Source organism: Streptomyces sp. NPDC055815 (assembly GCF_053616475.1).
The window spans coordinates 67,253-90,095 of the sequence record NZ_JBSHDU010000014.1 but is presented as its reverse complement, the minus strand read 5'-3'; the positions used below and the strand labels follow the sequence as shown (position 1 = coordinate 90,095).

20 protein-coding genes are annotated in these 22,843 nt (G+C 71.5%); 12 read left to right on the top strand and 8 right to left on the bottom strand.

What is annotated here, in order from left to right:
- Nucleotides 1-18 precede the first annotated feature (18 nt).
- From ACWGN5_RS12430 to ACWGN5_RS12420, 3 genes are all read left to right on the top strand, one after another.
- Nucleotides 19-603: a TetR/AcrR family transcriptional regulator gene (locus ACWGN5_RS12430; RefSeq protein WP_453513851.1), complete on the top strand. Its 585-nt coding sequence runs from the start codon at nt 19-21 to the stop codon at nt 601-603.
- Nucleotides 604-689: 86 nt separating this feature from the next.
- On the top strand, nt 690-2,117 hold the full coding sequence (locus tag ACWGN5_RS12425; RefSeq protein ID WP_453513937.1) for an MFS transporter: 1,428 nt from the start codon (nt 690-692) through the stop codon (nt 2,115-2,117).
- Between the two features lie 5 nt (nt 2,118-2,122).
- Nucleotides 2,123-2,887, top strand: a complete 765-nt coding sequence (locus tag ACWGN5_RS12420) for an SDR family NAD(P)-dependent oxidoreductase (RefSeq protein WP_453513850.1) — start codon at nt 2,123-2,125, stop codon at nt 2,885-2,887.
- 1 nt (nt 2,888) lies between these two features.
- Here ACWGN5_RS12420 and ACWGN5_RS12415 read toward each other — a convergent pair whose 3' ends face one another.
- The 3 genes from ACWGN5_RS12415 to ACWGN5_RS12405 all read right to left on the bottom strand — a co-directional run bounded on the left by ACWGN5_RS12415 (nt 2,889) and on the right by ACWGN5_RS12405 (nt 4,943).
- Complete coding sequence (locus ACWGN5_RS12415) at nt 2,889-3,308, bottom strand: VOC family protein (protein ID WP_453513848.1); 420 nt, start codon at nt 3,306-3,308, stop codon at nt 2,889-2,891.
- A gap of 89 nt (nt 3,309-3,397) precedes the next feature.
- Nucleotides 3,398-3,841, bottom strand: coding sequence for a group III truncated hemoglobin (locus tag ACWGN5_RS12410; protein WP_351183181.1), 444 nt, complete (start codon nt 3,839-3,841; stop codon nt 3,398-3,400).
- A 55-nt stretch (nt 3,842-3,896) separates the two neighbouring features.
- Nucleotides 3,897-4,943: a hypothetical protein gene (locus tag ACWGN5_RS12405; protein ID WP_453513847.1), complete on the bottom strand. Its 1,047-nt coding sequence runs from the start codon at nt 4,941-4,943 to the stop codon at nt 3,897-3,899.
- Between the two features lie 158 nt (nt 4,944-5,101).
- Between ACWGN5_RS12405 and ACWGN5_RS12400 the strand changes: the two genes are divergently transcribed.
- Nucleotides 5,102-6,259, top strand: coding sequence for an alkaline phosphatase PhoX (locus ACWGN5_RS12400; protein WP_453513846.1), 1,158 nt, complete (start codon nt 5,102-5,104; stop codon nt 6,257-6,259).
- On the opposite strand, the gene ACWGN5_RS12395 is transcribed toward ACWGN5_RS12400, so the two are convergent.
- The 3 genes from ACWGN5_RS12395 to dusB all read right to left on the bottom strand — a co-directional run bounded on the left by ACWGN5_RS12395 (nt 6,229) and on the right by dusB (nt 11,997).
- Nucleotides 6,229-7,263, bottom strand: a complete 1,035-nt coding sequence (locus tag ACWGN5_RS12395; protein WP_453513844.1) for a helix-turn-helix domain-containing protein — start codon at nt 7,261-7,263, stop codon at nt 6,229-6,231. The genes ACWGN5_RS12400 and ACWGN5_RS12395 overlap by 31 nt on opposite strands.
- A gap of 528 nt (nt 7,264-7,791) precedes the next feature.
- Nucleotides 7,792-10,503 (bottom strand): pyruvate, phosphate dikinase, encoded by a 2,712-nt coding sequence (ppdK, locus tag ACWGN5_RS12390; protein ID WP_453513935.1) that lies wholly within the window; start codon nt 10,501-10,503, stop codon nt 7,792-7,794.
- 357 nt (nt 10,504-10,860) lie between these two features.
- Nucleotides 10,861-11,997, bottom strand: coding sequence for a tRNA dihydrouridine synthase DusB (dusB, locus tag ACWGN5_RS12385; RefSeq protein ID WP_453513842.1), 1,137 nt, complete (start codon nt 11,995-11,997; stop codon nt 10,861-10,863).
- A gap of 52 nt (nt 11,998-12,049) precedes the next feature.
- Here dusB and ACWGN5_RS12380 point away from each other — a divergent pair, with 52 nt between their 5' ends.
- Complete coding sequence (locus ACWGN5_RS12380; protein ID WP_453513841.1) at nt 12,050-13,492, top strand: MFS transporter; 1,443 nt, start codon at nt 12,050-12,052, stop codon at nt 13,490-13,492.
- Nucleotides 13,493-13,586: 94 nt separating this feature from the next.
- Here ACWGN5_RS12380 and ACWGN5_RS12375 read toward each other — a convergent pair whose 3' ends face one another.
- On the bottom strand, nt 13,587-14,483 hold the full coding sequence (locus ACWGN5_RS12375) for an MmyB family transcriptional regulator (RefSeq protein WP_453513839.1): 897 nt from the start codon (nt 14,481-14,483) through the stop codon (nt 13,587-13,589).
- Nucleotides 14,484-14,584: 101 nt separating this feature from the next.
- On the opposite strand from ACWGN5_RS12375, the gene ACWGN5_RS12370 reads away from it, so the two are divergent.
- From ACWGN5_RS12370 to ACWGN5_RS12355, 4 genes are all read left to right on the top strand, one after another.
- Nucleotides 14,585-16,021: an MFS transporter gene (locus ACWGN5_RS12370; protein WP_453513837.1), complete on the top strand. Its 1,437-nt coding sequence runs from the start codon at nt 14,585-14,587 to the stop codon at nt 16,019-16,021.
- Nucleotides 16,022-16,088: 67 nt separating this feature from the next.
- On the top strand, nt 16,089-17,132 hold the full coding sequence (locus tag ACWGN5_RS12365; protein ID WP_453513835.1) for an aldo/keto reductase: 1,044 nt from the start codon (nt 16,089-16,091) through the stop codon (nt 17,130-17,132).
- Nucleotides 17,133-17,149: 17 nt separating this feature from the next.
- The gene (locus ACWGN5_RS12360; protein WP_453513834.1) at nt 17,150-17,740 is read left to right on the top strand and encodes a TetR family transcriptional regulator; all 591 of its coding nucleotides are present in this window, start codon (nt 17,150-17,152) and stop codon (nt 17,738-17,740) included.
- 108 nt (nt 17,741-17,848) lie between these two features.
- Nucleotides 17,849-18,541, top strand: a complete 693-nt coding sequence (locus ACWGN5_RS12355) for a VC0807 family protein (RefSeq protein WP_453513832.1) — start codon at nt 17,849-17,851, stop codon at nt 18,539-18,541.
- 64 nt (nt 18,542-18,605) lie between these two features.
- On the opposite strand, the gene ACWGN5_RS12350 is transcribed toward ACWGN5_RS12355, so the two are convergent.
- Nucleotides 18,606-19,985 (bottom strand): glycine--tRNA ligase, encoded by a 1,380-nt coding sequence (locus ACWGN5_RS12350; RefSeq protein WP_369144149.1) that lies wholly within the window; start codon nt 19,983-19,985, stop codon nt 18,606-18,608.
- 155 nt (nt 19,986-20,140) lie between these two features.
- Between ACWGN5_RS12350 and ACWGN5_RS12345 the strand changes: the two genes are divergently transcribed.
- The 3 genes from ACWGN5_RS12345 to ACWGN5_RS12335 are packed head-to-tail and all read left to right on the top strand — an operon-like array spanning nt 20,141 to nt 22,784.
- Entirely contained in the window at nt 20,141-21,106 is a 966-nt protein-coding gene (locus tag ACWGN5_RS12345) for a metal ABC transporter substrate-binding protein (RefSeq protein WP_453513831.1), read from the top strand.
- 11 nt (nt 21,107-21,117) lie between these two features.
- Nucleotides 21,118-21,885 (top strand): metal ABC transporter ATP-binding protein, encoded by a 768-nt coding sequence (locus tag ACWGN5_RS12340; RefSeq protein ID WP_453513829.1) that lies wholly within the window; start codon nt 21,118-21,120, stop codon nt 21,883-21,885.
- Nucleotides 21,886-21,887: 2 nt separating this feature from the next.
- Entirely contained in the window at nt 21,888-22,784 is an 897-nt protein-coding gene (locus ACWGN5_RS12335; RefSeq protein ID WP_453513827.1) for a metal ABC transporter permease, read from the top strand.
- Nucleotides 22,785-22,843 lie beyond the last annotated feature (59 nt).

Below are 22,843 nucleotides of genomic sequence, written 5' to 3'. Positions count from 1 at the left end.
TGGTCGTACGGTCTTCTCGTGGCCAGGACCAAGGAATTCGATCCGGAGGCCGCGCTCCAGGCAGCGCTCGAACTGTTCTGGGCGCGCGGCTACGAGGCGACGACGATGTCCGACCTCGTGGAGCACCTCGGCATCGGCCGCGCCAGCATCTACGCCACCTTCGGCAACAAGCACGAGCTGTATCTGAAGGCGATGGACCGCTACCTGGAGACCCGCGACCCGCGGATCGTCGAGGAGCTGTCCGCGCCGGGCCCGGCACTGCCGGCCGTACGGGCGCTCGTCCGCCGCTTCGCCGCCGAGGCGGCGGCCGACGGGGAGCGTCTGAACGGCTGCTTCGTCACCAACTCGGCGGCGGAGCTGGGCCCGCACGACACGGTGGTCGCGCGCCGGGTCGAGCTGAGCTGGGAGCAGATCGAGACGCTGCTGTACGGGGCGCTCGTCCGGGCCCGCGCCGGGGGTGAGCTCCCGGCCGACCGGGACCCGCGGGCGCTCTCCCGGATGCTGCTCGTGCTGCTGCAGGGGATCCGGGTGGTCGGCAAGGTGTCGAGCGAGCCCGGCCGGGTCACGGACGCGGCGGAGCAGGCGCTGGGGCTGTTGGACTGAGGAAGGGGCGCCCACGGGGGCGCCCTTTCTTCGGGGCCCATTCTGGAACGTACGGTCAAGTTCAATTTCGGGGGGTTCGGATGTCGATGACCACGGTGCGGGACGCTCGGGAGGCCACCGGCCGCCGGGGTTTCCTGCTCCTCGGAGCCGTGCAGACGACGCTCATCTTCACGCTCGCCTCCCTCGCCGTCCCCCTCCCCCGCATCGGCGCCGAGTTCCGGCTCGACCGCGCCGAACTGATCCTGCTCAGCGCCGCCTACGGGCTGACCTTCGCCGGACTCCTGCTGCTCGGCGGCCGGCTCGCCGACCGCTCCGGCGGGCGCCGGGTCCTCACGGCCGGGCTCCTGGTCTTCGGCGCCGCCTCCGCCCTCGCACCGCTGGCCCCCGGGTACGGGACGCTGCTCGCCGCCCGGTTCGGGCAGGGCGTGGGCGCGGCGCTCGTGGCCCCGGCCGCGATGACGGTGCTGCGGGCGCTGTACCCGGAACCCGCCGCGTACGGCAGGGCGATGGCCACCTGGGGCGGGCTCTCGGTGCTCGGCGCGACCGCGGGGAACCTGCTCTCCGGGGTCATCGCGGCGGCCACCTCCTGGCGCGGCACCTTCGCGGTCCCGATCGCGGTGACGGCGACGGCCCTGACCCTGGCGCCGAGGCTCCTTCCGAAGACGACACCGGACCCCGGCCCCACCCGGCCGACGCCCAACCCCGGCCCCACCCGGCCCAACACCGGCCCCACCCGGCCGACGCCCGGCCCCGGCACCGCCCGCCCCCTCGACCTCCCCGGTGCCCTCCTCGCCACCCTCGGGATCACGCTCGCCAGTTACGGGCTCGTCCTCACCGACGCCCACCCCTGGGGCTCCGCCCCGGTCCTCGTGCCGCTGCTCGCCGGGATCGGGCTGCTCCTCGCCTTCGGGGCCGTCGAGCGGCGGGCCGCCGACCCGCTGCTGCCCCCGGACTTCCTGCGCGACGGCCGCCGCGCCCTCGGCCTCGCGGCCATCGGTCTCACCGCCGCCGGCACGGCCACGGTCTTCGTCCTGCTGTCCCTGGCGCTCCAGCAGCAGCGCGGCTGGTCCGCGCTGCTCACCTCCGCCGCCTTCGTGCCCTTCGCGGTCGCCCTGCTCGGCGCGGGCCGGCTCGCGGGCCCGCTGATCGGGCGGTGCGGCCCCGGGCGGGTGACCGCCGCCGGGCTCGGCACGGCCGCCGCCGGGCTCGGGCTGCTCGCGGCGACCGGTTTCGAGACGTCCGTCCCGTACGCGTACGGACTGCTGCCCGGCCTGGTCCTGCTGCCCGCCGGTGGCGCCCTGTCCTTCGCGGGCGCCGCCGTCCTCGCCACCGACGGGGTCCCGGCGCACCGCGCCGGCCTCGCGGGCGGCGTCCTGAACACGGCGATGGAGCTCGGGCCGACCGTGCTCTTCGCCGCCCTGCTCACCCTCGGCGGCGACGCGGTGTCGCTGGCGGCCGCGGCCGTGCTGTTCACCGCCCTCTCCGCCACCACGTTCCTCCACCAGAAAGGCTGACCACCATGTCCGCACGCTTCACCGACCGCACCGTCCTCGTCACCGGCGCGGGTTCCGGTCTCGGCCGGGCCATCGCGCTCGCCTTCGCCGCCGAGGGCGCGAAGGTCGTCGTCGCCGGCCGTACGGCGGAGTCCCTCGACGGGACGGTCGCCCTGATCGAGGCCGCCGGGGGCACCGCCGCCGCGGTGACCGCCGACGTGGCGAGCGCCGCGTCGACCCGGGAGCTGGTCCGGCGCACGGTCGAGCTCTACGGCGGCCTGGACGTCGCCGTGAACAACGCGGGGGTCTTCCGCGGCGGCGGCCACAGCGCCGCCGACTTCCCGCTGGAGGACTGGCGGACGCTGCTCGACATCAACGTGACGGGCGTTCTGCACGCGCTCCAGGCCGAGGTCGGCCACATGCGGGCGAACGGCGGCGGGGCCATCGTGAACATCGCGTCCAACCTGGGCCCGCACGTCCGGATCCCCGGGGTGTTCGGCTACCAGGTCTCCAAGGCGGCGGTCTCGGCGCTCACCCGGGCCGCGGCCCTGGACCACATCGCCGACGGGGTCCGGATCAACGCGGTCAGCCCCGGCGCGGCGGAGTCCACGATGTCGCTGCAGCCCGGCGAGACCGAGGCCGAGCGGGAGGTCCGGATGAAGGAGCAGTCGCCCCTCGGCCGTATCTCCTCGGCGGCCGAGGTGGCGGCGGCGGTGCTGTACCTCGCGTCGGACGACGCGGGCTCCGCCGTCGGCACGGACCTGGTGATCGACGGCGGCGTCTCGGCCTGAATCAGCCCTGGCCCTGGACGGCCGCCGGATCCATCCAGAAGACCTCCCAGTGGTGGCCGTCCAGGTCGGTGAAGGAGCGGCCGTACATGAAGTCCATCTCCATCGGCTCCTTCGCCGGGCCGCCGCCGGCGGCGAGGGCGCGGTCGGCCAGCTGGTCGACCTTCTCCCGGCTCTCGGCGCTCAGCGTGACCAGGACCTCGGTGGTCTTGGTCGCGTCGGAGATCTCCTTGCCGGGCGCCATGAAGGACTGGAACTTGGGCTCTTCCAGGAGCATCGCGAAGATCGTGTCGCTGAAGACCACACAGGCGGTGGTCTCGTCGCTGAACTGCGGGTTCGAGGAGAAGCCGAGCTCCTCGAAGAAGGCCTTGCTGGCGTCGACGTCCTTGACGGGCAGGTTGACGAAGATCATCTGCGGGGCCATGGCGCTCTCGTCTCTCTCGTTCGGTGCTGTCGAGAGGTAAGACGGGCCTGCCCCTCGGAACTCATCGCTCTCCCGAGGATTCTTTTCGCTCAGGCCACGGAACGCAGTTCGAGCGCCGCCAGCGGGACGAACCCGCCGCCGGTGCCCTCCGTCGACCCGTCGCCCAGCCGCTTCAGCATGGCCAGCGCGATCCGCTCGCCCTGCGCCTTGGCCCGCTCGGCCCGCGGCCCCTGGTGGAGCCCGTCGACGGTGGCGTGCCACAGCTGCACCCAGCGGCCGAAGTGCGCGGCGGTGAGCGGCCGGGCGGAGTGGAGGGCGGCGTGCGGGGCGAAGGCGTCGCGGCCGTAGTCGGCGGTACGGAAGAGGGCGCGCTCCCAGAAGTCGGCGATGCGCGGCAGGTGGACCTCCAGGTCGGTCCCGGCGATCTCGGTGAAGAAGGGCCCGATGAGCGGGTCGGCGAAGGCGGCGCCGTAGAAGCGGCGCAGCAGCACGTCGAGGTCGTGGCGGTCGCTGATGTCCCGGGTGGCACGCATGCCCCCCAGTGTCCCCCGCGCCGGGACCGGGCCCCAGTGCCGAAGGTCCCCGGCCTCAGGCGGTCCAGCGGCGGACGGTGTCGGTCGTGGTGTCGTACGTGAGCCAGGTGCCGTCGCCGAGGGGACGGACCGGGACGTCGGCCGGGCCCGAGGGGTAGCGGACGCGTCCGCGTCTCTCCAGGGTGCGGGCGTCGAGGAGCCAGGTGCCGTGCCCCTCGGGATCGGAGTCGTACGGAACCTGGGTGGCGGCGAGGACGGTGTCGCCGTCGAGGAAGCCGCAGGCGTGGTCCCAGCGGACGTCCTCGTTCTCGGCGAGGACCGTGCCGTCGAGGGCGTGCAGCTGGAGGTCGTTGCCGTTGTGCTCGATCGTGAGGAATCCGGTGTGGTCGGGGTGGACGTCGAACAGGATGCGGTCGAGCCCGTCGTTCAGCCCGTCGTGGACGGTGAGCCGCTGCCCGTCCCAGCGCCCCCAGTACACGAGGACGCCGTCCTGGCCCATGCCGACGCACAGGCCCATGTGCACGCCGTCGGGGTGGGCGAGGTGCCACGAACCGGAGGCCACGCTGTCCGGCAGGGGGAGCCGGGCCAGCTCGCGGCCGTCCTCGGCGTCGAGGACGACCCAGCCCTCCAGGTAGTCGTCGGGGTCGTCCCCCGCCTCCAGGACGACATGGGCCCAGACGAAGCGGCCGTCGCGGGAGACCCCGCTGGAGCCGGACTCGCTCCCCGGGCAGACCTGCCGCTCGTCGCCGGTGTGCGGGTGGCCGACCGCCTGGTCCCAGCAGGCGTGCTCGTACACCCACCGTGTCGTGCCGTCGGCGCGCACCGCCCGCACCGAACGCTGTCCGGAGAAGACCGCGAAGGCGAGGTCCGGGTGGACCGAGTGGGCTCCCCCGCCCCAGCCGGGCCAGGGCAGCGGGAAGACGGCGGCCGGCGCCCGGTCCCCCGCGAACAGCGCCTCCAGTTCGTGCACTTCGAGATCGGCCCCGTGCAGGAGCAGGGCCCGGTGCCGGCCCGTCCCCCGCTCCTCGAAGGGGCAGCCGTAGACCAGTTCACGCGCTCCGGGCAGCGCGACCGAATCGAGCAGGTGTGCGTCGACGTCCATGCCGAGAGAACCTAGCGCCCCGCACCGACAGCGGCCGCCCGCCTGCGCTTCACCGCTCGTTGACGCCCAGTCAATTCCGTACTCCTAGGTTCCGGAAGCGCGCGACCCCGTCGCCCGACCGGTGCGGCGGGGCGGTTCACCCTTCTGAGGAGTGAGACGTGGAGCGACGCAGTTTCCTGCGGGGAGCGGTCATCGGCACCTCGGCCGCCGCCTTCGGCGGCAGCCTGTGGCAGAGCGCGGCCGTCGCCGCCCCCGCCCAGCCCGGCGCCGGCCCCTACGGGGCGCTCGGCGCGGCGGACGCCAACGGCATCCAGCTGCCGGCCGGCTTCACCAGCCGGGTGATCGCCCGGTCCGGCCAGACCGTGACCGGCACCTCGTACGCCTGGCACAACGCCCCCGACGGCGGCGCCTGCTTCGTCGACGGCTCGGGCTGGATCTACGTCTCGAACTCGGAGATCAACCCGAGCGGCGGGGCGAGCGCGGTGAGGTTCGACGCGGCCGGCACGATCACCGGCGCGTACCGCATCCTGTCCGGCACCCGCCAGAACTGCGCCGGCGGCAAGACGCCGTGGAACACCTGGCTGTCCTGCGAGGAGGTGTCCCTGGGCTACGTCTACGAGACGAACCCGTGGGGCGGCACCGCCACCCGCCGGGACGCGATGGGCCGGTTCAAGCACGAGGCCGCGGCGGCCGACCCGGTGCGCCGGGTGGTCTATCTGACCGAGGACGAGTCGGACGGCTGCTTCTACCGGTTCATCCCGACGACCTGGGGCAACCTCTCCTCCGGCACCCTCCAGGTCCTCACCGCCGGCTCCGGCACCTCCGGCACCTTCGGCTGGCAGAACGTGCCGGACCCGGACGGCTCCCCGACCACCACCCGCACCCAGGTCTCCGCCGCCAAGCACTTCAACGGCGGCGAGGGCTGCCACTACGCGAACGACACCGTCTGGTTCACCACCAAGGGCGACAACCGGGTGTGGCAGGTCAACCTGGCCGCCGGCACCTACGAACTGGCCTACGACGACTCGCTGGTGGTCGGCGGCGGCGCCCCGCTCACCGGCGTGGACAACATCACCGGCTCGTCCTCCGGCGACCTGTACGTCGCGGAGGACGGCGGCACCATGGAGATCTGCCTCATCACGCCGGACGACGTCGTCACGCAGTTCCTGCGGATCAACGGCCAGTCCGGCTCCGAGATCACCGGACCGGCCTTCTCCCCCGACGGCCGGCGGCTGTACTTCTCCAGCCAGCGGGGTACGAGCGGCAGCTCCTCGGGCGGCATCACCTACGAGGTGACCGGCCCGTTCCGCGCGTAGTTACCCGCGTAGCACCGCAGGTCGACCTGCCGTTGGGCGCCGCCGAGCAGGGCGGCGCCCAGCGGCGTCAGGGTGTGCAGGACGGCGTTGCCGTGGCGGAGGGTCGCGATCAGCCCGGCCTCGCGCAGCACGCCCGCGTGCTGGCTGGCCGAGGCCAGTGACACCCCGGCCCTGCGGGCCAGCTCGCTGGTGGTGCCGCCGTCCCCGATGGCGTGCAGGACGGCCGAGCGGGTCTGGCCGACCAGCTTGGCGAGGGAGGAGCCGCCGGGCGCGCGGACGGTCGCCGTCTCGCCGTGCGTGACGGGGTAGACGAGGACCGGCGGCAGCCCGGGGTCCCGCAGGACGACCGGGGTCCCCCGGCAGAAGAACGAGGGCTGGAGCAGCAGCCCACGACCGTCGAGGTGGACGTCCCGGTCGACCGGGTAGTCCGCCTCCAGGACGGGCGCGCGCCAGCGCAGCATCGGCGGCAGCGAGGCGAGGAGTTCCTCGGCGCCGCCGTCCAGGAGCGCGCGGCCGCGGCGGGCCCGGTCGGCCTCGACGCGGGCCCGGATGTGCGGCCAGTACGGTTCGATCGCGGCCCGGTGGTAGCTGCGCAGGGCCCCCACGAGCCGGTCGAAGGGCTCGGCGCCGCCGTCCGCGAGGGCGCGCAGCGAGTGGGGCACGGTCCGGCCGCCGGAGCGGTCGGCGGCGAGGAGCGAGAGCTCGTCGCGCAGCCGGCCGTGTTCGGTGGCGCGGATGGCCTGGAGGCCCTCGTCGAGGCCGTGGACGCCCTCGGCGGGCGTGAGGAAGTCGGGGAAATAGCCGCGGCTGGGGACGAGCGCGGCGAGGAGCCGGGTCTCACCGCCGAGCCGCAGCCGGGCGTCCGTACGCCATTCCCCGTAGACGACGGGGCCGCGCCGGTCCCTTAAACGGTGAAAGCTCAGAATCGTTTCCCACAGAACGTCCGGCCGGGCGGCCGTCCGCACCCCTGCCAAATCGTTCCCGGTGAAATGAATCCGCAGCATGAAGGTCCCCACCTGTGCACTCGCAACCACCCCCGACGACGAGTATGCACAGCATCACTGCACGTTACCAGGGTGTTTCAGCCACAGTTGAAAGGCATCGCGGCAATCAGGGGGGAACCGAAAAGCTGTACGGGTCGGGCAGGAAACCTTCAGGACCGAGGTGACGTGGTGAAGACCGTGGGGGGCTTTGCCCGTCCGGCGGCGGTCGGCGAGGTTGCGGCTCACCTGCCCGACATCGGTAAAGGGCGCGGCCTCCGGGTGGGGATCCGGGGGTCGCGCCCGCCCCGTTCTTTGCGCTGAGGAATCAGAACAAGTTCAACGCCCAATAATCCAATCGGCCGCAATTGAACATTGACTCACATCAGCTCGACAAACGAACAAACAACGGGACGGACACCTCCGCACAAAAGGTGTCCGTCCCGTCTCTTTGTGAATCCGGAGCCGCCGCCCGTCGGTGAGGGTGGAAGAGGTGACCGACGGCGGCCCCGGTGGCTGTGAAGCCCGGTGCTGAACCGGGGTTCAGCAGGCTCAGCGGCTGTCGCTGCCCTTCGCCTCGGCCGCGGCACGGCCCGCCTCCAGGCGCGCCACCGGGATCCGGAAGGGCGAGCAGGAGACGTAGTCGAGGCCGACCTCGTGGAAGAAGTGCACCGACTCCGGGTCGCCGCCGTGCTCGCCGCAGACGCCGAGCTTGATGTCGGGGCGGGTGGCGCGGCCGGCCTGGACGGCGCTGCGGACCAGGGAGCCCACGCCGTCCTTGTCGATGGTCTCGAAGGGGCTGACGCCGAAGATGCCCTTCTCCAGGTACGCGGTGAAGAACGAGGCCTCCACGTCGTCGCGGGAGAAGCCCCAGACCGTCTGCGTCAGGTCGTTGGTGCCGAAGGAGAAGAACTCCGCGGCCTCGGCGATCTGACCGGCGGTCACGGCGGCGCGCGGCAGCTCGATCATGGTGCCGAGCGCGAGCTTCAGGTCGACGCCGGTCTGCGCCCGGACCTCGGCGATGACCTGCTCGGCCTCCTCGCGGACGATCTCCAGCTCCTGGACGGTGCCGACGAGCGGGATCATGATCTCGGCGCGCGGGTCACCCTTGGCGTCGATGCGGTGGGCCGCGGCCTCGGCGATCGCCCGGACCTGCATGGTGAACAGGCCGGGGATGACCAGGCCGAGGCGGACGCCGCGCAGACCCAGCATCGGGTTCTGCTCGTGCAGCCGGTGCACGGCCTGGAGCAGGCGCAGGTCGTTCTCGTGCGGCTCCTTGCGGGACTCGGCGAGGGCGACGCGCACCGAGAGCTCGGTGATGTCGGGCAGGAACTCGTGCAGCGGCGGGTCGAGCAGGCGGACCGTGACGGGCAGGCCGTCCATGGCCTCGAAGAGCTCGATGAAGTCCTGCTTCTGCAGCGGGAGGAGCGCCTTCAACGACTCCTCGCGCTCGGCGTCCGTGTCGGCGAGGATGAGGCGCTCGACGTACTGGCGGCGCTCGCCGAGGAACATGTGCTCGGTGCGGCAGAGGCCGATGCCCTGGGCGCCGAAGCGGCGGGCGCGGGAGGCGTCCTCGGCGTTGTCGGCGTTGGCGCGGACGCGGAGGCGGCGGACGCGGTCGGCGTAGGCCATGATCCGGTGCACGGCGGCGACGAGCTCGTCGGCGTCGTCGGCGCCGGCGTGCATGCGGCCCTCGAAGTACTCGACGACCGGGGAGGGTACGACGGGTACCTCACCGAGGTAGACCTTGCCGGTGGAGCCGTCGATGGAGACGACGTCGCCCTCCTCGACGACCTGGCCGTCGGCCGTGGTCATCCGGCGGCGCTTGGTGTCGACCTCCAGCTCCTCGGCGCCGCAGACACAGGTCTTGCCCATGCCGCGGGCGACGACGGCGGCGTGCGAGGTCTTGCCGCCGCGGGAGGTGAGGATGCCCTCGGCGGCGATCATGCCGTCCAGGTCGTCCGGGTTGGTCTCGCGGCGGATCAGGATGACCTTCTCGCCGGAGCGGGACCACTTGACGGCCGTGTACGAGTCGAAGACTGCCTTGCCGACGGCGGCGCCCGGGGAGGCGGCGATGCCGCGGCCGATCTGCTCGACCTTGGCGTTCTCGTCGAACTTGGGGAACATCAGCTGGGCGAGCTGGGCGCCGGTGACGCGCTGGAGCGCCTCGGCCTCGTCGATCAGGCCCTGGTCCACGAGCTGCGTGGCGATGCGGAAGGCGGCACCGGCGGTGCGCTTGCCGACACGGGTCTGGAGCATCCAGAGCTGGCCGCGCTCGATGGTGAACTCGATGTCGCAGAGATCCTTGTAGTGGGTCTCCAGCGTGTTCATGATGTGCATGAGCTGGTCGTACGACTTCTTGTCGATCGACTCGAGGTCGGCCAGCGGCACGGTGTTGCGGATGCCGGCGACGACGTCCTCGCCCTGCGCGTTCTGCAGGTAGTCGCCGTAGACGCCCTGGTGGCCGGAGGCGGGGTCGCGGGTGAAGGCGACGCCGGTGCCGGAGTCGGGGCCGAGGTTGCCGAAGACCATCGAGCAGACGTTGACGGCGGTGCCGAGGTCGCCCGGGATGCGCTCCTGGCGGCGGTACAGCTTGGCGCGGTCCGTGTTCCAGGAGTTGAAGACGGCCTCAATGGCGAGGTCCATCTGCTCGCGCGGGTCCTGCGGGAAGTCGCGGCCGGTCTGGGCCTTCACGATCTTCTTGAAGTGCTTGACGACCTTCTTGAGGTCGGCGGCGTCCAGGTCGGTGTCGCTGGCGACCTTCTTCGCGGCCTTGGCCTCGTCGAGGGCCTCCTCGAAGAGCTCGCCGTCGACGCCGAGGACGGTCTTGCCGAACATCTGGATCAGGCGGCGGTACGAGTCCCAGGCGAAGCGCTCGTTGTCGGCCTGGCGGGCGAGGCCGGCCACCGACTCGTCGGAGAGGCCGATGTTGAGGACGGTGTCCATCATGCCCGGCATGGAGAACTTGGCGCCCGAGCGGACCGAGACGAGAAGCGGGTTGTCGGCCTGGCCGAGCTTCTTGCCCATCTGCTGCTCGAGGGCGTCGAGGTGCGCGGTGACCTCGTCGCGGAGCTCGACCGGCTCCGAGCCGCTCTCGAGGTAGACCTTGCACGCCTCGGTGGTGATCGTGAAGCCCGGAGGCACCGGCAGGCCGAGGTTGGTCATCTCGGCGAGGTTGGCGCCCTTGCCACCGAGCAGGTCCTTCAGGTCCCTGTTGCCCTCGGTGAAGTCGTAGACGAACTTCTGATCATTAATTTCCGACACGGGTCCCGACTCCTCGATGACTCGGTTGGCTGCCCTGACGGCGAGGAACATACCCAGATCGAAGGCTTCTGGGGAGGTACGCCTGCCGGTCACACGGTCTTAACCACCCGTCCGCCAGCACTTCGAAAGTTACCGAGGCGAAGCTTCCGGTTTCACGCCCCGAAGGCCAGTTGGCCCAATCCAGCACTTAGCCGCTCACATGAGCGCCCAATCGAGCACTTGCGTTCAACTCTTGAACGCAAAAGGGGTGGCACTCAGTGCCACCCCTTCAGCCTTTGCAGCTACCCGTAACCTGCTCATCTGAGCACCACCCCCCTCAAGGGTGGCGAGGATCACTCCCCCGGAAGGGGCGGAATCTCAGCCTCCGGACGTGTCCAGCTCGGCGTCCTCGCTCACCCCGGCGCAGTCGTAGGGGTCCTTCAACCAGCCGTCCGGCAGGACAACTCGGTTGTTTCCGGACGTACGGCCCCGAGGGCCGTCCGCACCCACCGGCCACGGCTGGTCCAGGTCGAGCTCGCTCAACTGAGCGCGCAGCTCGTCCAGAGAAGAGGTGATCGCGAGCTTCTTGCGCATCTCGGAGCCGACCGCGAAGCCCTTCAGGTACCAGGCCACGTGCTTCCGGAAGTCGATGACACCGCGTGCCTCGTCGCCCAGCCACTCGCCGAGCAGCCGCGCGTGCCGCACCATCGCGTCCGCGACCTCCCGCAGACCCGGCTGGGCGTACGCTCCGGTGCCCTCGAAGCCCGCGACGAGGTCCCCGAAGAGCCACGGGCGGCCCAGGCAGCCGCGGCCCACGACGACGCCGTCGCAGCCCGTCTCCCGCATCATCCGGAGCGCGTCGTCCGCCGACCAGATGTCGCCGTTGCCGAGCACCGGGATCTCCGGCACGTGCTCCTTGAGCCGCGCGATCGCGTCCCAGTCGGCCGTGCCGCCGTAGTGCTGCGCGGCGGTCCTGCCGTGCAGGGCGATGGCGGTGACACCCTCCTCGACGGCGATCCGGCCCGCGTCGAGATAGGTGATGTGGTCGTCGTCGATGCCCTTGCGCATCTTCATCGTGACCGGCAGGTCGCCCGCGTTGGACACGGCCTCGTGCAGGATCGCCCGCAGCAGCGGCCGCTTGTAGGGCAGGGCCGAGCCGCCGCCCTTCCGGGTCACCTTGGGGACCGGGCAGCCGAAGTTCAGGTCGATGTGGTCGGCGAGGTCCTCGTCGACGATCATCCGCACGGCCTTGCCGACCGTCACCGGATCCACGCCGTACAGCTGGATCGAGCGCGGCTTCTCCGTCTCGTCGAAACGGATGAGCTGCATCGTCTTCTCGTTGCGCTCGACCAGGGCGCGCGTCGTGATCATCTCGCTCACGAACAGCCCCTTGCCGCCGCTGAACTCACGGCAGAGGGTACGGAAGGGGGCGTTGGTGATGCCGGCCATCGGGGCGAGCACCACCGGCGGCTGCACGATGTGCGGCCCGATGGCGAGAGGGGTGAACGCGGTCATTCGGCCATTGTCCCGCACTGCGGAGTTTCTTAGACAGCCATACGATCCGCACATGCCCGAGCTCACACGGAGCCGCCGTCTCGTCGTCCTCGCCATCTGCTGCATGAGCCTGCTCATCGTCAGCCTGGACAACACCGCGCTGAACGTCGCCCTGCCCGCGATGCGGCGCGATCTCGGCGCCACCGTCGCCGGCATGCAGTGGGTGATCGACGCCTACACGCTGGTCCTCGCCTCCCTGCTGATGCTCGCGGGCTCCACCGCCGACCGGATCGGCCGCCGCAAGGTCTTCGTCACCGGCCTGGCCGTCTTCGCCCTCGGCTCGCTGCTCTGCTCCCTCGCGCCGAACCTGGAGGCCCTGATCGCCTTCCGGGCCGTCCAGGCGGTGGGCGGCTCGATGCTGAACCCGGTCGCCATGTCGATCATCACGAACACCTTCACGGAACCGGCGGCACGCGCGCGTGCCATCGGCGTCTGGGGCGGGGTCGTCGGCATCTCCATGGCCGCCGGACCCCTGGTGGGCGGTGTGCTGGTCCAGTCGGTCGACTGGCGGGCGATCTTCTGGGTGAACCTGCCGGTCGCCCTCGTCGCCCTGCTCCTGACCCTGCGGTACGTCCCCGAGTCCCGCGCACCCCGCCCCCGGCGTCCCGACCCGGTCGGGCAGCTCCTGGTGACGGCGCTCCTCGCCTCGCTCACGTACGCGATCATCGAGACCGACCCGCTCTTCGCCGGGATCGCCGCCGTCGCGCTCGTCGGACTCCTCCTCTACGAGCCGCGCCGCGAGGAGCCCCTCATCGACCTGCGGTTCTTCCGCAGCGCGCCGTTCAGCGGGGCCACCGTGATCGCGGTCTGCGCCTTCGCCTCGCTCGGCGGCTTCCTCTTCCTGAACACCCTGTACCTCCAGGACGTACGCGGTCTCTCCCCCCTGGAGGCCGGGCTCTGGATGCTGCCGCTGGCCGGCATGACCTTCGTCTTCGCCCCGCTGTCGGGGCGGCTCACGGCGGCGCGCGGGCCGCGCCTCTCGCTGCTGCTCGCGGGGACTGCGATGGCGGCGGGGCCGCTGCTCTTCGCGGCCTTCGAGGCCGAGACGAGCGATCCGCTGCTCCTCACCGGGTACGTGGTCTTCGGCATCGGCTTCGGCCTGGTGAACGCCCCCATCACGAACACCGCCGTCTCCGGGATGCCCCGGGCGCAGGCCGGGGTGGCGGCGGCGGTGGCCTCGACGAGCCGCCAGGTCGGGCAGACCCTCGGCGTCGCGGTGATCGGCGCGGTCCTGGCGGCGGGACTCGGCGCCGTGCCGGAGGCGGACGCGTTCGTGGCGGCGGCCCGCCCCGGCTACTGGATCATCACGGGCTGCGGGCTCGCCGTCCTGGTGGTCGGCGCGCTGACCAGCGGCCCGTGGGCGCGGCGCACGGCGGAGCGGACGGCGCGGTGCCTGGCGCCGGAGGGCTCGGCGGAGGGCGGGTCTCAGGCGATGGCCAAGGCGCCCTCGGCCTGATCCTGGATCCAAAATACGGATCCTGAATTCTGGAGCCTGAATTCTGGATCCAGGATCCAGGATCTTGGATCTTGGATCCAGGATCTTGGATCCCTCAGGCCACGGCCAGAGCCTCCTCGCCCCGGTCGGCCCGCTCCCGGACGACCAGGTCGAGGAGGCGGGCGACGCCGGCCTGGGTGGCGTCGTCCACGGGGACGTACGTGACGAGGTGGGTCCCTGCGTTCGGGCCGAGCCAGAGGTTGGTGTGCTCGAAGCTGAGCAGCCCGACGCGGGCGTTGCGGATGACCTTGACGCGGCCGCCGGGGGCGACCACCTCGTGCCGCGCCCACAGCTCCCGGAACTCGGGCGAGGCCTCTTCCAGGCGGCGTACGAGCTCCTTCCAGGCGGGCTCGGCCAGGTGCTCGGCCATGGCGGCGCGGAGCTTCCCGGCGAGCGCGCGCATGACCTCGGGCAGATCGGTGACCGAGGTCCGGAAGTCCTCGTTCGTGAAGGCCAGCCAGACGGAGTTGCGGTCCTCGCGGGGCAGCGCGTCCAGGTCGCAGAAGAGCTGCCCGAAGGTGCGGTTGTGGGCGAGGAAGTCGTAGCGGCTGTTCTGGATCGCGGCCGGGACGGGCTCCAACTGGTCGAGGAGCCGGCGCAGGGTGGGCGTGACGGCGGAGCAGGTCGCCTCGGGGTGCGGATCGGTCGCCCCGGCGAGCGCGAAGAGGTGGGTCCGCTCGGTCGGGTCGAGCAGCAGGGCCTCGGCGAGGGCGTCCAGGACCTGCGGGGAGACCTGGATGTCCCGGGCCTGTTCGAGCCAGGTGTACCAGGTGACGCCGACGGCGGAGAGGTGCGCGACCTCCTCGCGGCGCAGTCCGGGGGTGCGGCGGCGCCGGCCCCGGGGCAGACCGACCTGCTCGGGGGTGATGCGCTCGCGGCGGGAGCGCAGGAAGGCGGCGAGCTCGTGGCGCCGGACGTCCTCTTCGGGCGGAGCTTCGGCCATGACGGTCATGCCTCCAGGGTGCCGGGGTGGTCAGCCGGTTTCCAGGTAGTGCTTGTACCAGGATAAGGACACTCTGGTACCAGGCTGAGCGGAGGCGGAGGCTCGGTCCCGTGACCACGACCTCCCCTTCCGTCCGTACCGCCGCCCCGGCCGGCCGCCAGACCCCGGCGCTCGGCGCCCTCGGCCTGTTCACCGTGCTGCTCGGGGCCGCGCTCCCCCTCATCGACTTCTTCATCGTCAACGTCGCCCTGCCGTCCATCGACCACGACCTGGCCGCGGGGCCGGCGCTCCTCGAACTGGTCGTCGCCGGGTACGGCCTGGCGTACTCCGTGCTGCTCGTCCTCGGCGGGCGGCTCGGCGACCTCTTCGGCCGCCGCCGGCTCTTCCTCGCCGGCATGGCCGCCTTCGGCCTCACCTCGCTCGCCTGCGGGCTCGCCCCGGACGCCTGGACCCTGGTCGCGGCGCGGGTGGCGCAGGGCGCGGCGGCGGCGCTGATGCTGCCGCAGGTGCTCGCGACCATCCACTCCTCGACCGAGGGGCCGCGCCGGGCGAGGGCGCTGAGCCTGTACGGGGCGACCGCCGGTCTCGCGATGGCGGGCGGCCAGATCCTGGGCGGGGTGCTGGTGACCGCCGACATCGCGGGCTCGGGCTGGCGCGCGGTGTTCCTGGTGAACGTGCCGGTGGCGGTGGCGGGCCTGGCGCTCGCCGTCCGTACCGTGCCGGAGACCCGCTCGGACCGGCCCGCGCCGGTGGACGTGCCGGGCACGCTGCTCCTCGCGCTCGCGCTGCTGACCCTGCTCGCGCCGCTGACGGAGGGCCGGGCGGCGGGCTGGCCGCTGTGGACCTGGGTGTCGCTCGCGGTGTTCCCGTTCGCGGCCGGGGCCTTCTGGTGGGTGGAGCGGCGGGCGGACCGCCGGGGCGCCGTGCCGCTGGTCCCGCCGAGCCTGCTCGCCCTGGTCCCGCTGCGGCGCGGGCTCGCGGTGGTGCTGCCGCTGTCGCTGGGCTTCAGCGGCTTCATGTTCGTGATCGCGGTGGCGCTCCAGCAGGGCCTGGAAATGGGCGCGGTGGCCTCGGGCCTGGCGCTCGTGCCGATGGCGCTCGCGTTCTTCGGGGCCTCGCTGGCGGGGCCGCGTCTGGTACGGCGCTGGGGCACCCGGATCGTGCCGGTGGGGGCGCTGCTCCAGGGGCTCGGCATCGCGGCGATCGTCTGGTCGGTGGCGCGGGACTGGCAGGGGCTGTCCGTCTGGGACCTGGTGCCGGGGATGGCGGTGGCGGGTCTCGGCCAGGGGCTCCAGCTGCCGGTGCTGTTCCGGGTGGTGCTCTCCGAGGTGCCGTCGGAGCGGGCGGGCGTGGGCAGCGGGGTCATGGTGACCACGCAGCAGTCGGCGCTGACGCTGGGCGTGGCGACGCTGGGTTCGCTCTTCCTGTCGCTGGCGGCCTCGCCGGCCGACATGGGTGGGGCGCTGCGGACGACGCTCCTGGTCCAGCTGGGTGTGGTGGCGCTGACGCTGCTGCTGAGCCTGCGCCTCCCTCGTACCGTGCGGTGACTCCCGAACCACGAAAGATGGAGTGACAGATATTGAAATCTGTCATCGCACATGTCATGGTTGTTCCATGACCACCACAGCGAAGACCCCCGCATCGAAGAAGACCGTCCCCACCCGTCCCCTCGGCGCCACCGGCCCCGTCGTCTCCGCGCTCGGCCTCGGCTGCATGGGCATGTCCGCCCTGTACGGCGAGGCCGACCGGGCCGAGTCGATCGCGACGATCCACGCGGCCCTGGACGCCGGCGTCACCCTGCTCGACACGGGCGACTTCTACGGGATGGGCCACAACGAGCTGCTCATCAACGAGGCACTGCGGACGGCGCCGGCCGCCGCCCGCGAGCAGGCGCTGACCAGCGTGAAGTTCGGCGCCCTGCGCACGGTCGAGGGCGGCTTCACCGGGTACGACGGCCGCCCGGCCGCCGTGAAGAACTTCGCGGCGTACTCGCTCCAGCGCCTCGGGACCGACCACATCGACATCTACCGGATCGCCCGCGTCGACCCCGACGTGCCGATCGAGGAGACCGTCGGCGCCATCGCCGAGCTGGTCGAGGCGGGCCACGTGCGGCACATCGGCCTCTCCGAGGTCGGCGCGGACACCCTGCGCCGGGCGGCGGCCGTGGCCCCGATCGCGGACCTCCAGATCGAGTACAGCCTGATCTCCCGCTCCATCGAGGAGAAGATCCTGCCGACGGCCCGCGAGCTGGGCATCGGCATCACCGCGTACGGGGTGCTCTCCCGGGGCCTGATCAGCGGCCACTTCACCCGGGACCGGGAGCTCGGCCGCGGCGACTTCCGCGGGATGTCCCCGCGCTTCCAGGGCGAGAACCTCGACCGCAACCTCGACCTGGTGGAGCGGCTCCGCGCGGTTGCCGAGGCCAAGGGCGTCACGGTCGCCCAGACCGCGATCGCCTGGGTGCTCGCGCAGGGCGAGGACATCGTTCCCCTGGTCGGCGCCCGCCGCCGCGACCGGCTCGCCGAGGCGCTCGGCGCCCTGGACGTCACGCTCGACGCCGCCGACCTGGCCGCGATCGAGGAGGCCGTCCCGGCGGGCGCGGCATCCGGCGCCCGCTACCCGGAGGCCCAGATGGCCCACCTGGACAGCGAGCACTGACGGGTACTGTCGTCCTCATGGCCGCCACCGAGACCCTGACCGCAGAGCGCATCCTCGAAGCCACCGAGGAGGTGCTGCGGCGCTACGGGCCGGGGAAGGCGACGGTCGTCGACGTGGCCCGGGTGCTCGGCGTCAGTCACGGCAGCGTCTACCGCCACTTCCGTACGAAGGCGGCGCTGCGCGAGGCGGTCACCGAGCGGTGGCTGGAGCGGACGATCGTGGCCCTCGGGCCGTACGTCGAGGCCGCGGGTCCGGCGGACGAGCGGCTGACCGGCTGGCTCACGGCCCTGTTCGCGCTGAAGCGCAAGAAGGCGGGCGGCGATCCCGAGCTGATGGCCACCTTCCAGGTGCTGATCGGTGAGAACAGCGCGGTGGTCGACCGACACGAGGAGCACCTCGTCGAGCAGATCGCCCGCATCCTGGAGGACGGTCACCGCGAGGGCCTGTTCGCGGCGCCGGAGCGGGACTTCGCGACCACGGCCCGCGCCGTCTTCCACGCCACCGACCGCTTCCACAACCCGGCGCACGCCGCCGAGTGGTCGGCCCCGGACGTGGAGTCCACGTTCACGGCGGTCGTCTCCCTGGTCCAGCGGGCACTGAAGGCCTGAGAAGCGCGTCCCTCTTGAAGATCATTTGGCGTGGAGTTTCCCCTTCCCTGTCCGGTGCATGACTAGCCTTCTCCCGCACCGCGACCGTATGCACTCCCAGGGGGAACCATGTCCGCACCCGCCAAACCGGCTCGATCAGGCGGGGCATCCGCGATCGGCTGGGTCCTCACCATCGGCCTGAACGTCGTCGCGCCGATCCTCACGTACAACACGCTCACCGAGGACCACGGCTGGTCCGAGTTCTCCGCGCTGCTCCTGAGCAGCGCCTGGCCGGTCCTGGACACGGCGATCATGGCGGCCTGGCGCCGCAAGATCGACGAGTTCGCCATGGTCACCCTGGTGTTCCTGGTGATCACGGCCGTCGTCTCGCTGGTCGGCGCGCACACCGCACGCGCGCTGCTGATCAAGGACTCCTCGGTGACGGGCCTGTTCGGCCTGCTCTGTCTGGGGACGCTCCTTGCCCCGCGCCCGCTGATGTTCTACTTCGGCCGCAAGTTCGCGACGGACGGCACCCCGGAGTCCACGGCCTGGTGGAACGGCATGTGGCAGTTCGAGGGCTTCCGCTCCACCATGCGCACGATGACGCTGGTGTGGGGCGTGGCGTACGTGGCCGAGGCGCTCGTCCGGATCGCCCTCGCGTACGCGCTGCCGACGAAGACCATGGTCACGCTCAGCCCGATCATGATCTACGGCGTCCTGGGCGCCCTCGCCGTGTGGACGGCCTGGTTCGGCAAGCGCCGCGCGGCGGAGGGGGCCCGGCGTCAGGCCGAGGCCGAGGCGGCGGCCGCCGCAACCGCCTGACCACAGGGGAAAGCCCCCGGTTCCGTCCTCGGAACCGGGGGCTTCCCCGTGTCTGCGATCAGATTCAGCAGCCGATGAGGCGGCTGGCCAGGTAGCCCTGGATCTGGTCGAGGGAGACGCGCTCCTGCTTCATGGTGTCGCGCTCGCGCACGGTCACCGCGTTGTCGTCGAGGGTGTCGAAGTCGACGGTGACGCAGTACGGCGTGCCGATCTCGTCCTGACGGCGGTAGCGGCGGCCGATGGCGCCGGCGTCGTCGAACTCGATGTTCCAGTTCTGGCGCAGGTCCGCCGCGAGGCCCTTGGCCTTCGGGGAGAGCTGCGGGTTGCGGGAGAGCGGGAGGACCGCGACCTTGACCGGGGCCAGGCGGTGGTCGAGGCGCAGCACGGTGCGCTTCTCCATGACGCCCTTGGCGTTCGGGGCCTCGTCCTCGATGTACGCGTCGAGCAGGAAGGCCAGCATCGTGCGGCCGACACCGGCCGCGGGCTCGATGACGAACGGCGTGTAGCGCTCGCCGGACTCCTGGTCCAGGTACGTGAGGTTGGCGCCGGAGGCCTTGGAGTGGGCGCTCAGGTCGTAGTCGGTGCGGTTGGCGACGCCTTCCAGCTCGCCCCACTCGCTGCCGCCGAAGGAGAAGCGGTACTCGATGTCGGCGGTGCGCTTCGAGTAGTGGGAGAGCTTCTCCGCCGGGTGCTCGAACCAGCGCATGTTCTCCTCACGGAGACCCAGGCCGGTGTACCAGTTCCAGCGCTGCTCCATCCAGTATTCCTGCCACTGCTCGTCCTCGCCCGGCTTGACGAAGAACTCCATCTCCATCTGCTCGAACTCGCGCGTGCGGAAGATGAAGTTGCCCGGAGTGATCTCGTTCCGGAAGGACTTGCCCATCTGCGCGATGCCGAACGGGGGCTTCTTGCGCGAGGTGGTCTGCACCTGGGCGAAGTTGGTGAAGATGCCCTGGGCGGTCTCGGGGCGCAGGTACGCGACGGAGCCGGTGTCCTGGGTCGGGCCGAGGTGCGTGGAGAGCAGGCCGGAGAACTGCTTGGGCTCGGTGAAGGTGCCCTTGTTGCCGCAGTTGGGGCAGTTGAGGTCGGTGAGGCTCTCGGGGAGACGGCCGTGCTTCTCCTCGTACGCCTCCTCCAGGTGGTCGGCGCGGAAGCGCTTGTGGCAGGAGGTGCACTCGGTCAGCGGGTCGGTGAAGGTGGCGACGTGGCCGGAGGCCTCCCAGACCTCGGTGGCCAGGATGACCGACGAGTCGATGCCGACGACGTCCTCGCGCGCGGTGACCATGTAACGCCACCACTGGCGCTTGATGTTCTCCTTCAGCTCGACACCCAGCGGCCCGTAGTCCCAGGCGGCACGCTGGCCGCCGTAGATCTCGCTGCACGGGTAGACGAAGCCACGGCGCTTGCTCAGGCTGACGATGGTGTCGATCTTGTCGGCGGCCACGGTGCTCTCTTCATTACGACGACGAAGTGCGAATGCCACAGGTTACCGGCGCGCACGCCCCCCGTATCAAATCGGTTCCCCGGCGGAGCCCGGGTGGCCCGGAACACAGGGAAGGCAATTGACAACCGTTTCCAACTTTGTTGAAAATGAGTGTCATGAACGTACGTCGCCTGATACCCAGCACCGCCCTCGCCGGAGCCGTCGCGCTCGGCATCGTCTCCCTCTCCGCCTGCTCCGGAACCTCCGACGCCGCGGACAAGGGAAGCGACGGCAAGCTGGACGTGGTGGCGTCCTTCTACCCCATGCAGTACCTGGCCGAGCAGATAGGCGGCGGCCACGTCGCCGTCAACACGCTCACCAAGCCCGGCGTCGAACCCCACGACCTGGAGCTCAAGCCGAAGCAGATCGGCGAGCTCGGCGACGCCGACGTCATCCTCTACCTCAAGGGCATCCAGCCCGCCGTCGACGACGCCATCGCCCAGGCCGGCGTGAAGAACACCGTCGACGCCGCCACCCTCACCAAGCTCGAGGAGCACGGCACCGAGGTCGGCCACGACCACGGCGGCGAGGAGGCGGGGCACGACCACGAGTCCGAGGCCGGCGCCGACCCCCACATCTGGCTCGACCCCGTGAAGTACGCCGAGGTCGCCAAGGGCGTCGGCAGCGCCCTGGAGAAGGCGGACCCGGACCACGCCGCCGACTACAAGAAGAACACCGAAGCCCTGGTGAAGAAGCTCGGCGACCTGAACACCGACTTCGAGACGGGCCTGAAGAACACCGCCACGAAGACCTTCATCACCACCCACTCCGCCTTCGGCTACCTCGCCGAGCGGTACGGCCTGGAGCAGGAGGGCATCTCCGGCATGGACCCCGAGTCCGAGCCGAGCCCCGCCCGCGTCAAGGAACTCCAGGACATCGCGAAGCACGACAAGGTCACCACGGTCTTCTTCGAGACCCTCGCGAGCGACAAGACCGCGAAGACCCTCGCGCAGGACACCGGCCTCAAGACCGACGTCCTGGACCCGCTGGAGGGAATCACCGAGCAGTCCAAGGGCGATGACTACATCGAGGTCATGCGGGCCAACCTGGCCGCGCTGAAGACCGCGCTCGGCGCCAAGTAGGAGGCCCCCCTGTGAGCGACGACCAGTCCGTCATCTCCGTCCGCGGCGCCACGGCGGCCCTCGGCGCGCGCCCCGTCCTGCGGGGTGTCGACCTCACCGTCGGCCGCGGCGAGGTCGTCGCCCTGCTCGGCGCCAACGGCTCCGGCAAGTCCACCGCCGTCCGCGCGATCATCGGCCAGGTGCCGCTGACCGGCGGCACGATCGAGCTGTTCGGCACCGAGCGGAAGCGGTTCCGCGACTGGGCCCGCGTCGGCTACGTGCCGCAGCGCACCACCGCGTCCGCCGGGGTGCCCGCCACCGTCCGCGAGGTCGTCGCCTCCGGCCGGCTCGCCCGCCGCCGGTTCGGCCTGCCGTCCAAGGCCGACAAGGCCGCCGTCCACCGCGCGATGGAGCTGGTCGGCCTCGCCGACCGGGCCGGGGACTCCGTCTCCGCGCTCTCCGGCGGCCAGCACCAGCGGGTCCTGATCGCCCGCGCGCTCGCCTCCGAGCCCGAACTCCTGATCATGGACGAGCCGATGGCCGGCGTGGACCTCGGCAGCCAGGAGATCCTCGCCGCGACCCTGCGCGAGCAGGTCGCCGGCGGGACGTCCGTCCTCCTCGTCCTGCACGAGCTGGGCCCCCTGGAGCCGCTCATCGACCGCGCGGTCGTCCTGCGCGACGGCTGCGTCGTCCACGACGGCCCGCCGCCGCAGGCCCTCGGCCAGCACGCGCTGCCCGGCCACGACCACGTTCATCCGCACGCGGCCGACGAGCCGCTCCGTACGGGACTGCTGACCTGATCATGGACTTCCTCGAACCCGCCTTCATGCAGCGGGCGCTGCTCGCCGCCGTCCTCGTCGGCATCACCGCGCCCGCCGTCGGCATCTACCTCGTGCAGCGCCGCCAGGCCCTGATGGGCGACGGCATCGGCCATGTCGCGATGACCGGTGTCGGCCTCGGCTTCCTGCTGAACTCCAGCCCGGTCTGGATGGCGACCCTCGTCGCCGTCGCGGGTTCGGTCGCGATGGAACTGATCCGGGCGTACGGCAAGACCCGCGGCGACCTCGCGCTCGCGCTGCTCTTCTACGGCGGCATGGCCGGCGGCGTCCTGCTGATCAACCTCTCGCCGACCGGTTCCAACGCCAACCTGAGCTCGTACCTCTTCGGCTCGCTCTCCACCGTCTCGACGCAGGACATCACCGCGATCGGCATCCTCGCCGCCTTTGTGGTCCTCGTCACGGTCGGCCTGCGCCGCCAGCTCTTCGCCGTCAGCCAGGACGAGGAGTTCGCCCGGGTCACCGGCCTGCCGGTCCGCGCCCTGAACCTGCTCATCGCGGTCACCGCCGCGGTGACCGTCACGGTCGCCATGCGGGTCGTCGGCCTGCTGCTCGTCAGCGCGCTCATGGTGGTGCCGGTGGCGGCGGCCCAGCAGCTGTCGAAGTCCTTCCGCGCGACCTTCGTCCTCGCGGTGGCGACCGGCATCACGGTCACCCTGGCGGGCACGGTCACCTCGTACTACCAGGACGTGCCGCCCGGCGCGACGATCGTCCTGTACGCGATCGGGATCTTCATCGTGCTGACCCTGCTGGCCGCCCCGCTCGCCAAACGACGGGCGAAGGCCGCCGAGCAGGCCATCGCGGACTGCGACACCCGCTGTGTTCCGGCCACCCGGCGGCCGACGGACGACGTGAAGGTCTGATCCGGGGCTGATCCCGGGGGTACGGGGGGCTGGCAGAATGGCGGGGGCAGACAAGCATC

Coding starts and splice junctions, on each gene's coding strand:
- ACWGN5_RS12405 (WP_453513847.1), bottom strand. CDS start 4,943: ATGGACGTCGACGCACACCTGCTCGATTCGGTCGCGCTGCCCGGAGCG.
- ACWGN5_RS12360 (WP_453513834.1), top strand. CDS start 17,150: ATGGCCGCCACCGAGACCCTGACCGCAGAGCGCATCCTCGAAGCCACC.
- ACWGN5_RS12380 (WP_453513841.1), top strand. CDS start 12,050: ATGCCCGAGCTCACACGGAGCCGCCGTCTCGTCGTCCTCGCCATCTGC.
- ACWGN5_RS12395 (WP_453513844.1), bottom strand. CDS start 7,263: ATGCTGCGGATTCATTTCACCGGGAACGATTTGGCAGGGGTGCGGACG.
- ACWGN5_RS12415 (WP_453513848.1), bottom strand. CDS start 3,308: ATGGCCCCGCAGATGATCTTCGTCAACCTGCCCGTCAAGGACGTCGAC.
- ACWGN5_RS12365 (WP_453513835.1), top strand. CDS start 16,089: ATGACCACCACAGCGAAGACCCCCGCATCGAAGAAGACCGTCCCCACC.
- ACWGN5_RS12345 (WP_453513831.1), top strand. CDS start 20,141: ATGAACGTACGTCGCCTGATACCCAGCACCGCCCTCGCCGGAGCCGTC.
- ACWGN5_RS12410 (WP_351183181.1), bottom strand. CDS start 3,841: ATGCGTGCCACCCGGGACATCAGCGACCGCCACGACCTCGACGTGCTG.
- ACWGN5_RS12375 (WP_453513839.1), bottom strand. CDS start 14,483: ATGACCGTCATGGCCGAAGCTCCGCCCGAAGAGGACGTCCGGCGCCAC.
- ACWGN5_RS12425 (WP_453513937.1), top strand. CDS start 690: ATGACCACGGTGCGGGACGCTCGGGAGGCCACCGGCCGCCGGGGTTTC.
- ACWGN5_RS12420 (WP_453513850.1), top strand. CDS start 2,123: ATGTCCGCACGCTTCACCGACCGCACCGTCCTCGTCACCGGCGCGGGT.
- ACWGN5_RS12355 (WP_453513832.1), top strand. CDS start 17,849: ATGTCCGCACCCGCCAAACCGGCTCGATCAGGCGGGGCATCCGCGATC.
- ACWGN5_RS12335 (WP_453513827.1), top strand. CDS start 21,888: ATGGACTTCCTCGAACCCGCCTTCATGCAGCGGGCGCTGCTCGCCGCC.
- dusB (WP_453513842.1), bottom strand. CDS start 11,997: ATGACCGCGTTCACCCCTCTCGCCATCGGGCCGCACATCGTGCAGCCG.